Annotated in this window: 11 protein-coding genes; 1 reads left to right on the forward strand and 10 read right to left on the reverse strand. The window is 65.3% G+C overall.

Features of this window, described 5'->3' with window-relative positions:
- Positions 1-78: 78 nt before the first annotated feature.
- The 4 genes from MGN01_RS09615 to MGN01_RS23520 form a co-directional block, all read right to left on the reverse strand.
- Positions 79-924, reverse strand: a complete 846-nt coding sequence (locus MGN01_RS09615; RefSeq protein WP_147046386.1) for an ABC transporter ATP-binding protein — start codon at positions 922-924, stop codon at positions 79-81.
- The gene (locus MGN01_RS09620) at positions 921-1,784 is read right to left on the reverse strand and encodes an ABC transporter permease (RefSeq protein WP_147046387.1); all 864 of its coding nucleotides are present in this window, start codon (positions 1,782-1,784) and stop codon (positions 921-923) included. Before MGN01_RS09620 ends, MGN01_RS09615 begins: the two co-directional genes overlap by 4 nt.
- Positions 1,781-3,235 (reverse strand): ABC transporter substrate-binding protein, encoded by a 1,455-nt coding sequence (locus tag MGN01_RS09625; protein WP_147046388.1) that lies wholly within the window; start codon positions 3,233-3,235, stop codon positions 1,781-1,783. The genes MGN01_RS09620 and MGN01_RS09625 overlap by 4 nt, the downstream gene beginning before the upstream one ends.
- 150 nt (positions 3,236-3,385) lie before the next feature.
- The gene (locus MGN01_RS23520; RefSeq protein ID WP_170245913.1) at positions 3,386-3,586 is read right to left on the reverse strand and encodes a hypothetical protein; all 201 of its coding nucleotides are present in this window, start codon (positions 3,584-3,586) and stop codon (positions 3,386-3,388) included.
- Here MGN01_RS23520 and MGN01_RS09630 point away from each other — a divergent pair.
- Positions 3,504-4,268: a Crp/Fnr family transcriptional regulator gene (locus tag MGN01_RS09630; RefSeq protein WP_147046389.1), complete on the forward strand. Its 765-nt coding sequence runs from the start codon at positions 3,504-3,506 to the stop codon at positions 4,266-4,268. The genes MGN01_RS23520 and MGN01_RS09630 overlap by 83 nt on opposite strands.
- A 65-nt stretch (positions 4,269-4,333) precedes the next feature.
- Here MGN01_RS09630 and MGN01_RS09635 read toward each other — a convergent pair whose 3' ends face one another.
- From MGN01_RS09635 to gyrA, 6 genes are all read right to left on the reverse strand, one after another.
- Entirely contained in the window at positions 4,334-5,074 is a 741-nt protein-coding gene (locus MGN01_RS09635; protein WP_147046390.1) for a spermidine synthase, read from the reverse strand.
- A 68-nt stretch (positions 5,075-5,142) separates the two neighbouring features.
- Positions 5,143-5,604, reverse strand: coding sequence for a peptidylprolyl isomerase (locus tag MGN01_RS09640; RefSeq protein WP_147046391.1), 462 nt, complete (start codon positions 5,602-5,604; stop codon positions 5,143-5,145).
- Between the two features lie 268 nt (positions 5,605-5,872).
- On the reverse strand, positions 5,873-6,346 hold the full coding sequence (tolA, locus tag MGN01_RS09645; RefSeq protein WP_238258432.1) for a cell envelope integrity protein TolA: 474 nt from the start codon (positions 6,344-6,346) through the stop codon (positions 5,873-5,875).
- Between the two features lie 7 nt (positions 6,347-6,353).
- Positions 6,354-6,893 (reverse strand): peptidylprolyl isomerase, encoded by a 540-nt coding sequence (locus MGN01_RS09650; RefSeq protein ID WP_147046392.1) that lies wholly within the window; start codon positions 6,891-6,893, stop codon positions 6,354-6,356.
- A 23-nt stretch (positions 6,894-6,916) separates the two neighbouring features.
- Positions 6,917-7,417 (reverse strand): pantetheine-phosphate adenylyltransferase, encoded by a 501-nt coding sequence (gene coaD, locus MGN01_RS09655; RefSeq protein ID WP_147046393.1) that lies wholly within the window; start codon positions 7,415-7,417, stop codon positions 6,917-6,919.
- A gap of 173 nt (positions 7,418-7,590) precedes the next feature.
- Positions 7,591-10,350 (reverse strand): DNA gyrase subunit A, encoded by a 2,760-nt coding sequence (gene gyrA, locus MGN01_RS09660; RefSeq protein WP_147046394.1) that lies wholly within the window; start codon positions 10,348-10,350, stop codon positions 7,591-7,593.
- Between the last annotated feature and the right edge of the window lie 97 nt (positions 10,351-10,447).

Below are 10,447 nucleotides of genomic sequence, written 5' to 3' on the forward strand. Positions count from 1 at the left end.
TGGTGGTTCCATTGGGCCGCGAGCGAACGAATTGCGGATGCAACAGCCGCGATAGCGCCACCGCATGAGAACCCTTTCTCAAGCTGGAATCCCGGATGCCGTTTGAGGCGGCAGGCCGAGGGGAGTCAGGCGGGGCAGGGGATGGGTCTTCCGTCTGGGCCTGAGCAGATCGAGGCAGTGGTGCTTGAGCCGCGCGAAGGACGGGTCAACGACGAGATCGCGATGGCGCGGCCTGTCGAACGGTACCGGGAAATCGTCGAGGATGCGGCCGGGCCGCGGGCTCATCACCAGCACGCGGTCTGCGAGGAACAGCGCCTCGTCGATGTCGTGGGTCACGAACAGCACTGTGGTCGGCAGCCGCGCCCAGACGTCGAGCAGCAGTTCCTGCATGGTCTGGCGCGTCTGCGCGTCGAGCGCACCGAACGGCTCGTCCATCAGCAGCACGCGCGGCTGATTGATGAGCACGCGGGCGATCTCTACCCGCTGCTGCATGCCGCCGGACAGCTCAGCCGGATAGCGGTCAGCGAAGGCATCGAGACCAACCAGGGCAAGGTAGTCACGCGCCTGCGCCAGACGCTCGGCCGTGGCGATGCCCTTCATCTTGAGGCCGAAGGCGACGTTGTCGACCACACTTTTCCAGGGGAACAGCGTGTGCTGCTGGAAGACGATGCCGCGTTCCGGATGAGGGCCGTCCACCGGCTTGCCGTCGACGGCGACGCGGCCTCGGCTCAGGGCGAGATGACCCGCCAGCGCCCCGAGCAGGGTCGACTTCCCGCAGCCTGAGGGGCCAAGCAGGCAGACGAACTGACGGCCGGGGATGGTCAGGCTGACATCCTCGATCACGTCGAAGGCGGCCCCGCGCTGGCCGAGCCGGATCGCGGCGTCCGTGATCGTGATCCGTCCTTCTCGTGCAGTCTCACTCATCGCTTGGCTCCTGCGCCGGTCCAAGGTGTAGCGAGGGCGCCGAGCCTGCGCACGAGCAGGCTCGAACCCATGCCGAGCAGCCCGATCAGCAGCATGCCGACGACGATGTCGTCGTAGTTCTGCAGGGTGTAGGATTCCCAGGTGAAGTAACCGATCCCGTACTGGCCAGAGATCATCTCGGCGGTCACGAGGCAGAACCAAGCCGTACCCATGCCGATGGCTGCGCCGGTGATGATGCTCGGCGCCGCGCCCGGCAGGATCACCTCGCGCAGGATCGCACCGTTCCCCGCGCCGAGGCTGCGCGCGGCCGCAACGAGCCGGGAATTCACCGCCTCGACGCCGTGGACGGTGTTCAGGAGGATCGGGAACAGCGCTCCCGTGAAGGTAATGAAGGCCATCGACAGCTCGGAGGACGGGAACATCAGGATCGCCAGCGGGATCCAGGCAACGGCCGGGATCGGGCGCAGCACTTCGAGGGGTGGCAGCAGGAGATCCCTGGCAAGCCGCGACCTGCCGATGGCGAGGCCGAGGCCGACACCGACGGCGAAGGCCGCGAGGAAGCCGGCGAGCACCCGGGCTAGGCTCGCGCCGAGATGGGCCGCGAGCTTCGGCGAGTGAAGCAGAGCCCAGGCGGCCCGCGCCGCCTCGGCCGGCGTCGGCACGTTGCGGAAAGTCACCAGCCCAAGGTCTAGCCGCGAACTTGCCAGGAGATGCCAGATGACGAGGCTCGCGGCCAGGGCGGCGGCCCGCAGGGCGATCCGGCCGAGCGGCAGCCGGTCCCAGGCCCAGGACCGCGCTCGCGCAACCTTCGTGTCTCTGTCGAGCACAGCCCCGGACGCGTCGATGGCGGAGGCGCTCATCGGGCGCTCAGTCGTGTGGTGCCCGCTCGCGCGGCGGCGAAGTCGATGACGTCTCCGCCATGGGCCTGGGCATAGGCCTCCGCATCGCCCTTGAGCAGGAAGGCGCTGAGGTGCCGATCCGCGTCCCGCACGAACCAGGCCTGTTTCGCGAAGAGCTTGATATTGCTGCCGCGATCCTGCGCGTAGATGACCCGGACTTGGCCGCCCTCCTTCTCGATCTCAGCGAGCGCGCCGAGAGCCGCTTCCGGCGAGGCGTAGTGCCGGACATGCGCTTCGCCTTTGACCCAGATCTGCGCGACGCGCGCCGGGTCAGTGATGGGCTGGCCGGTGACCGCATCGTTGGCGACCAGCGGCGTTTGCGCATAGTCCTTGAGGCGCGACTCGTAGTCGATTCCGGCTTCCTTGGCGGCGGCGCGGATGAAGCGGTCGTCGACGAAGCGATCGAGGTCGATATCGGAATCGGCCTTCTTCAGGAGTTTCAGCGTCTCGAAGGAGGTTTTGACCGCCTGCCGGTACTCGGGCTTCCAGGTGATATCGCGGGTCTGCAGACCGAGGGGGCCGTGGAACAGGTAGGCGACCTCGGCCTCTATTCCGGTCACCTTCTCGATGAGCTCGGCATACTTTTCGGGCTCGGCCGCGATCAAACGATCGGCCTCGATCGCGGCGCGCAGATAGGCCGTGACGATTTCCGGATACTTTTCGGCATAGGCAGCATCGACCAGCGAGCCATGCATGGTCGGCGCGTTGGATTGCGAGCCGTCATAGATTTTCCGGGCGAAGCCGCGCCAGGGAAACAGTTCGGCAAACGGCACGAAGTCGGCATGCGCCTCGATCTTGTTGGCGAGGAGAGCCGAGCCGGCCATTTCCGGCGCCTGGGTGATAATCGTGACGTCGCGGGCCGGGTCCCAGCCCTGTGCCTTGACCGCGCGCAGCAGCAGCCCGTGCGAGGTGGAAGCGAAGGGCACCGAGATCGTCTTGCCCTTCAGGTCAGCGAAGGATTGGACCGGGGATGCCGTCGGCACGACAACGCCGTTGCCACTGCCCTTGATGCTGCCCGAGAGGACGGAGATGAACAGGCTTTGCCGGCCAGCCTTATTGAAGGCGTAACCGTTCAGCGAGCCCGGAAAGTCGGCCATGGCGCCGAGATCGAGCTTGCCGGCTACCATCTCGTTGGTCAGCGGCGCGCCGCTGGTGAAGTTGCGCCATTGGATGTCGTAGGTCGCGTCCTTGTACTTGCCGTCGTGCGGCAGGTACTTCTCAAGAAGCTTCAACTCCCGGATCAGCAGACCGCCGGTGGCGCAGTTGATCGTGGTGTCCTGCGTGCCCACGGCGACGCGGATGGTCTCGGCTTGCGCCGTGCCGATCGCGGTCGCCGAGAGCAGAATGGCGGTCAGGCTGCGTAGAAGCGTCACGCGTCGAACTCCGTCGAAAAGGGCTGGGGCGCGAGGCATCTTCGGCCACGCAGCGACGGTCCTATTCCTTCCCGCCATGCTGCGCCGCCGCGAGCAATTAATTTCATTTGAAGAATAAGATCACGCAAAACAGCGGCGATCATTGCGCGTCTGGAAATAAATTCTCGATCTCATGTCCAAGATAGAAGATTAGATCTGCTCTAGCGAAAAATTTAGAATTGCTTCGGGGCCGCGTTCTTCGACAATAGGTGGCTTCAATTGCTGCTTGGCCGCGGGGCCGAGGCGCCTTCTTTCGCGGTTCCCCATCATGTTGTCGGCGACCATCGCTCTCCCCGACCGTCGCAGGCCGGCGCCCTTGATCGCGAGCGCCCTGTTCTTGAGCGAGACCATCGAGGGCCTCGACGACGGTGCCGCCTTCCTCGACCGTCTGACGCCGACGGAAGCCGCGCGGGTGCGCGCCGCCGGCCGCTCCGTTTCGCTCGCGCCGGGCGAGAGCGTGTTCACACAGGGCGACGCTCATGAGGGCATCTTCCTGATCGAGGCCGGCCGGGTGCGCGTCTACTATTCCGGCCCATCCGGGCGGCAGGTGACGCTTGCCTACTGGACGCCAGGACATTTCATCGGCGGTCCGAGTATCTATGGCGGTGGCTTCCATCAGTGGTCCGGCATCGCGATTGAGCCGGTGCGGGTAACGGTGTTGTCGAGCGCGACGCTGCGCAGCCTGATCCGGCAGATGCCGAATTTTGCGCTCTGTCTGATCGAGGCGCTGGAGGCCAAGGGACGCTGCTACACGGCGATGGCACAGATGCTTGGCACGCGCTCCGTGATCGAGCGGCTCGCCCAGCTCCTGCTCAATCTCGGCGACCTCTACGGCAGCTCCGAAAGCGGTGCCGTGGTGATCCGCCGACGGATCACGCACGACGAGATTGCCGCGCTGGTCGGCTCAACCCGGCAATGGGTAACGATGATGCTCAATCGTTTCCGCCGCGAGGGCATCATCGCCATCGACAAGTCGCACATCCGGCTGACCCGGCCCGACCGGCTGAAGGACATCGTCCTGACCGAGGGCTGACCCTCTCTCACGCAACGAGCCTGTCGAGGACTTAGCGAGCCGTCTCGCTCACGCCCGAGCCGAGATCAGCGACGGCGGCCTCGGTCGGCGGGTCGCGTGCCGCGGGACGCGCCCGACGACGGCTTGGCGCCACTCGCTGGGCGGGTCGCGAGCCACAGGACGTGCCGGCGCCCACCACTGCCATGCGCCCGCACGCGTTCCTCCTCGACTGTATAGCCTGAGCGCTTGAGGCGTGTCGTGAAGGCTGCGTCTGGGCCCTGCGACCAGATGCCGAGAATACCGTCAGCGCGGAGAGCCGTGCGGGCTTGGCTGAGACCCTCTAGCCCGTAGAGGCGGTCGTTCTCCGCCCGCATCAAGCCACCGGGGCCGTTGTCGACGTCGAGCAGGATCGCGTCATACTGGCCGGGCGCCGCGCGGATTTGGCGGCCGACATCATCCACGCGAAGATCGACGCGAGGGTCGTCGAGGCTGCCGTCGAAGAGGTGAGCCAGCGGGCCACGGGCCCAGGTGGCAACGGCCGGGACGAGTTCGGCAACAACGATCGTGGCGTCCGGCCCGAGCGCGTCGAGAGCGGCACGAAGGGTGAAACCCATGCCGAGGCCGCCGATCAAGATGCGCACACGTGGACGGTCCCGTAGACGCCCGCAGATCAGCGTGGCGAGCGCCTTCTCCGAGGCGTGGAGACGGTTGCTCATCAACTCGGTCGGGCCGACGAAGATCGAGAACTGCTCGCCGCGCTGCATCAGACGCAGCGGCGTTTCCTCACCGGGGATAGGGCCGGTATCGAGATGGATCCAAGGGATCATCGGAAGGCGCGTTGGGCGAGTCCGGCCACAGTGTAGACGCTCACCATGGCCGGTGCCCGCTAAAACGATCAGGCGGCTGCGACACTCGCCTTGACGATCTTGTCGGGGGAGCGCGGCGGCTCGCCCTTGTTGATCGTATCGACGACATCCATGCCTTCGACCACCTTGCCCCACACGGTGTACTGCTTGTCGAGGAAGCGCGCGTTGTCGAAGCAGATGAAGAACTGAGAATTCGCCGAGTGCGGGAAGTTGGTGCGCGCCATCGAGCAGGTGCCGCGCACATGCGGCTCGGCGTTGAACTCGGCATTCAAGTCGGGGAGGTCGGAACCGCCCGAGCCGGTGCCGGTCGGATCGCCGGTCTGAGCCATGAATCCGTCGATGACGCGGTGGAACGGCACGCCGTCGTAGAAGCCCTGACCGGCCAGCGTCTTGATGCGCTCGACATGGTTCGGCGCCAGATCGGGACGCAGCGCAATCACAACGCGGCCCTTCGTGGTCTCCAGGACGATGGTCTCGTTGGCTTCTGCCATACCCAAGAACTCCTCAGTGTTTCATTTGCTTTTAGACGAGGCGGAGCGCGATGTCGTGCGAGCCCATCGTGCAGATGGCCTCATGGGTTCGCGCCGGCATCGTGCAGCGTAAGATCAATTCGATCGTGCCGCGCGCCAACTCGCCCGGGCTTCCTTGAATAGGATGCCATCCGCTTAGGTATGCCGGGGAGCGGCGGCGATCAAACCGTTTTCGTCCAGCCTGAGCTTTGGAGTGATGTGGGAGGCCACCGAACTCGGGCTGAGCAGCTCAGACTCCCTTGCCCTTCGGCCCTTCGTAGATGAAGCGGATGGACAGGGGCCGCCCGGCAATGGCGCCGCCGAGGGCAGGGGTGATCCGGACCGGCGTGCAATGGCGGATCGCCGAGACGGCGGCGTCGGTCAGCAGGGCTTTGCCGCGGTCGTCAGCCGGCGCTTTCGAGAAGGTGATCTGCGGGGTCCCAATCACCGAACCGTCCCGGCGCAGGCTGAAGCGCACAGTGATCTCGGTGCGCTCGAACTTCTCCAGTCCCTCTGGCGCCCGCCAACAGGCGGTCAGGAGCGGGAAGAGATCACGGATAGTATCAGCGGGCTTGCCGCTACCGGTCTTGCGATCGACCGGAACCTGAACCGTGTGACGGAGGCCCTGAGGCAGACTGAGCGGCGGCTCGTACCACCGCTCATGGGCAAAGCCTGGCGCCGGCAGCGCTACCGCCATGACGGCAAGGACAGCGAGTCGGCGCATATCGCCCTCAGTTCGCAAGCTTCATCGAAATGATCTTATCGGGGTTGGTCACGGCGCCGCCGGGTGCGCCGGGCTCGGCCTTCTTGATCTTGTCGACGACGTCCATGCCGCTCGTGACCACGCCGATCACGGTGTACTGGCCGTTGAGGAAGGGCGCGTCGCCGAGACAGATGAAAAACTGGGAGTTCGCCGAGTTCGGGTCCTGCGAGCGGGCCATGCCGACGGTACCGCGCTTGAACGGTGCCGAGGAAAACTCGGCCGGGATATTGGGCAGGCTCGATCCGCCGGTGCCGTTACCCTTGGGGTCGCCGGTCTGAGCCATGAAGCCGTCCATGACGCGATGGAACTTCAGGCCGTCGTAGAAGCCCTTACCGATCAGCGTCTTGATCTGCTTGACGTGCTTCGGAGCGATCTCGGGACGCAGCTCGATGGTGACGCGGCCGTCCTTGGTCTCAAGCGTGACCGTGTTCGAATCCGCCGTGGCAGGCACGGCGAAACCCAATGCCGTGGAGAGCGCGAGCGTGAGGATGGCGATCCGGCGGTTCATCTTGGGGTGGTCTCCCTGGTCGTCTACGGTTTGGCGAAACGGGCGGTGAGGCGCTCGGCCACGATTTTGGGCACGAACGGCGAGACGTCTCCGCCCATGGCTGCGATCTGCCGCACCAGCGTCGCCGTGATCGGGCGCACACCGGTCGACGCTGGCAGGAATACGGTCTGTACCTCTGGCGCCATGGCGGCATTCATGCCGGCAAGCTGCATCTCGTAGTCGAGATCGGTGCCGTCGCGCAGGCCGCGGATAAACATGCTGGCATTATGCCGGCGCGCCACCGACACGGCGAGATCATCGAACGTCACGATTTCGATCTCGGCGCCTTCGGCCTTCGCGAGGGGGCCGCAGGTGTCCCTTAGGAGCTCTGCACGCTCATCCGCTGAGAAGAGCGGCGCCTTGCCGGGATGAACGCCGATGGCGAGGACCAAGCGCTGGGACAGACGACCCGCCTGACGCACCACGTCGAGATGGCCGTTGGTGACCGGATCGAACGAGCCGGCATAGAGCGCTGTGCGGATCATTGCGACCGCCGGTTAAAGCATTTCGGGAACGAACGAAACTGACATCGTCATCGACATCCGTCATCCAGAACCCGCGAGGCCGGATCTGCGCCCTGGCGCGAGGGAGATACCCACCCATGCGTTACGGGTGGATCCGGGTGCTTCCCTCTGGCGAGCACCCGGACTGCCCTTGGTCATGCGGAAGCGTCGCCGCCCTCATCCTCGGCCTCGATCTCGCCGGCTTCCTCACCCTCGATGTGCTCGACCGAGACGACGCGCTCGGCCTTGTCAGTGTTGAACACCGTCACGCCCTGCGAGGCGCGGCCGACGATGCGGATGTCGTCCACCGGCACGCGAATGAGCTGGCCGGCATTGGTTACGAGCATGATTTGGTCAGAGGCTTCCACGGGGAAGGAAGCGACGAGATCGCCGTTACGGGTGTTCACCCGCATTGCGGTGATGCCCTTACCGCCGCGGCCGGAGGTCCGATACTCGTAGGACGAGCTGCGCTTGCCGAAGCCGCGCTCAGAGATCGTCAGCACGAACTGCTCGGCCGCGCCCATCTGCTCGTAGCGTTCCAGAGAGATCGCGGCATCTGCCACGGCCTCATCCGCTGACTCTGCGGCCTCTGCTGCGTCCTCGGCGGACTCGCCGGTGATCGCCCGGCGCATCTTCAGATAACCTGCACGCTCTTCCGGCGTCGCGTCGAAGGCGTTCAAGATCGCCATCGAGATCACCTCATCCCCGCTTGCGAGGTTAATGCCGCGCACACCGGTGGAGTCACGCCCCTTGAAAACGCGCACATCCTCGACGGGGAAGCGGATGCACTGCCCCTTGGCGGTGGTCAGCAGCACGTTCTGTTCTGGCTTGCAGATCTCGACATGGACGATGTGGTCGCCCTCGTCGAGCTTCATGGCGATCTTGCCGTTCCGGTTCACCACCGTGAAGTCGGAGAGCTTGTTGCGCCTGACGTTGCCCGAGGCGGTGGCGAACATGACGTCGTAGTCGTTCCAGGTGGTCTCGTCCTCCGGCAGCGGCATGATCGTGGTGATGCGCTCACCCGGCTGCTGAAGCTGCAGGATGTTGACCAGCGCCTTGCCCTTGGCGTTCGGCGCGGCGATCGGCAGGCGCCAGACCTTTTCCTTGTAGGCCTGACCCTGATCGGAGAAGAACAGCACCGGCGTATGGGTGCTGGCGATGAACAGCCGCGTGACGAAATCCTCGTCGCGGGTGGACATGCCGGAGCGCCCCTTGCCGCCACGCCTCTGCGCCCTGTAGGTCGCCAGCGGCACACGCTTCACGTAGCCGGCATGGGACACGGTGACGACCATGTCCTCGCGCTGGATCAGGTCCTCGTCATCGACGTTCGAATCGTAGTCGAGGATCGTGGTCTTGCGCGGTGTCGCGAAGGCTTCGCGCACTTCGGCCAGCTCGCCCTTCACGATACTCTGGATGCGGGCGCGGGAGCGCAGGATATCGAGATAATCAGCGATCTCCTCAGCGAGCTTGGCCAGTTCGTCGCCGATCTCGTCACGGCCCAGAGCGGTCAGGCGTTGCAGGCGCAGGTCGAGGATGGCGCGAGCCTGGATCTCGGAAAGACGATAGGTGCCGTCATCAGCGACGCGATGGCGCGGATCGTCCACGAGGGCGATCAGCGGCGCAATGTCGAAAGCCGGCCAGTCGCGTTCCATCAGCGCTTCACGCGCCGTGTTCGGATCGGGTGAGGTCCGGATCAGCCGGATGACCTCATCGATATTCGCGACTGCGATAGCGAGGCCGCACAAGACGTGGGCGCGCTCGCGAGCCTTGCCGAGCAGGAATTTGGTGCGGCGTGATACGACCTCCTCACGGAAGTCGACGAAGGCCTGCAGCAGGTCCTTCAGGTTCATCAGCTCGGGACGGCCGCCGTTGAGCGCGACCATATTGCAGCCGAACGACGTCTGCAGCGGCGTGAAGCGGTAGAGCTGGTTCAACACCACCTCGGCCATTGCGTCGCGCTTGATCTCGACCACGATGCGCATGCCGTCGCGGTCGGACTCGTCACGCAGATCAGAGATGCCCTCGATCCGCTTCTCCTTCACCAGCTCGGCAATCTTCTCGATGAGCGTGGCCTTGTTCACCTGATACGGAATTTCGGTGAAGATCAGCGCCTCACGCTCCTTGCGAAGCTCCTCGACCTCGGACTTCGCCCGCATGATGATCGAGCCGCGGCCGGTGGCGTAGGCCTGGCGCACGCCGGCGCGGCCGAGGATCGAGCCGCCCGTGGGGAAGTCCGGGCCGGGCACGATCTCGGTCAGTTGCTCAATCGTCATGCCCGGATCGTCCATCAGGGCAACGCAGGCATCGATCAGTTCGCCGAGGTTGTGCGGCGGGATGTTCGTCGCCATGCCGACCGCGATGCCGCCGGCGCCGTTGACGAGTAGATTCGGGAAGCGCGCCGGTAGGACCGACGGCTCCTCGCGCGTGTCGTCGTAGTTCGCCTGGAAATCGACAGTGTTCTTGTCGATGTCGGCGAGCAGGGACGTAGCCGGCTTGGCGAGCCTCGACTCGGTATAGCGCATGGCCGCCGGCGGATCGCCGTCGACCGAGCCGAAATTGCCCTGCCCATCAATGAGCATCAGGCGCATCGAGAAGTCCTGCGCCATGCGGACCAAGGCGTCGTAGATCGATTGGTCACCGTGCGGGTGGTACTGACCGATCACGTCACCGACGATGCGGGCCGACTTCACGTAGCGCCGCTCGGGCAGGAAGCCGCTCTCGTAGGCTGAGTAGAGGATTCGGCGGTGCACCGGCTTGAGGCCGTCGCGCGCATCGGGCAGCGCGCGGCTGACGATCACGCTCATCGCGTAATCGAGGTAGGAACGGCGCATCTCGTCGGTGATGGAGACCGGCTTGATATCGGTCGCAGGCGGCGTCGGGGGCTCGCCCGCGCCGGGCGTGTCGTTGTCTGCCAAGGAAAAAACTCTCTCGGGTCATCTCGACCGGGGTGCGTTTCGTTTACCCGACTTGGCGCGCCTCCGCCAGCGCGCGGGCGCGTCGCGCGAGAGAAAT

The organism is Methylobacterium gnaphalii (assembly GCF_007992215.1).
GTDB lineage: Bacteria > Pseudomonadota > Alphaproteobacteria > Rhizobiales > Beijerinckiaceae > Methylobacterium > Methylobacterium gnaphalii.

Excerpts from the sequence above, each read along its gene's own strand:
- tolA (WP_238258432.1), bottom strand. The coding sequence starts at position 6,346 with ATGCGCCGACTCGCTGTCCTTGCCGTCATGGCGGTAGCGCTGCCGGCG.
- MGN01_RS09630 (WP_147046389.1), top strand. The coding sequence starts at position 3,504 with ATGTTGTCGGCGACCATCGCTCTCCCCGACCGTCGCAGGCCGGCGCCC.
- coaD (WP_147046393.1), bottom strand. The coding sequence starts at position 7,417 with ATGATCCGCACAGCGCTCTATGCCGGCTCGTTCGATCCGGTCACCAAC.
- MGN01_RS23520 (WP_170245913.1), bottom strand. The coding sequence starts at position 3,586 with ATGGTCTCGCTCAAGAACAGGGCGCTCGCGATCAAGGGCGCCGGCCTG.
- MGN01_RS09615 (WP_147046386.1), bottom strand. The coding sequence starts at position 924 with ATGAGTGAGACTGCACGAGAAGGACGGATCACGATCACGGACGCCGCG.
- MGN01_RS09620 (WP_147046387.1), bottom strand. The coding sequence starts at position 1,784 with ATGAGCGCCTCCGCCATCGACGCGTCCGGGGCTGTGCTCGACAGAGAC.
- MGN01_RS09635 (WP_147046390.1), bottom strand. The coding sequence starts at position 5,074 with ATGATCCCTTGGATCCATCTCGATACCGGCCCTATCCCCGGTGAGGAA.
- MGN01_RS09650 (WP_147046392.1), bottom strand. The coding sequence starts at position 6,893 with ATGAACCGCCGGATCGCCATCCTCACGCTCGCGCTCTCCACGGCATTG.
- MGN01_RS09625 (WP_147046388.1), bottom strand. The coding sequence starts at position 3,235 with ATGCCTCGCGCCCCAGCCCTTTTCGACGGAGTTCGACGCGTGACGCTT.
- MGN01_RS09640 (WP_147046391.1), bottom strand. The coding sequence starts at position 5,604 with ATGGCAGAAGCCAACGAGACCATCGTCCTGGAGACCACGAAGGGCCGC.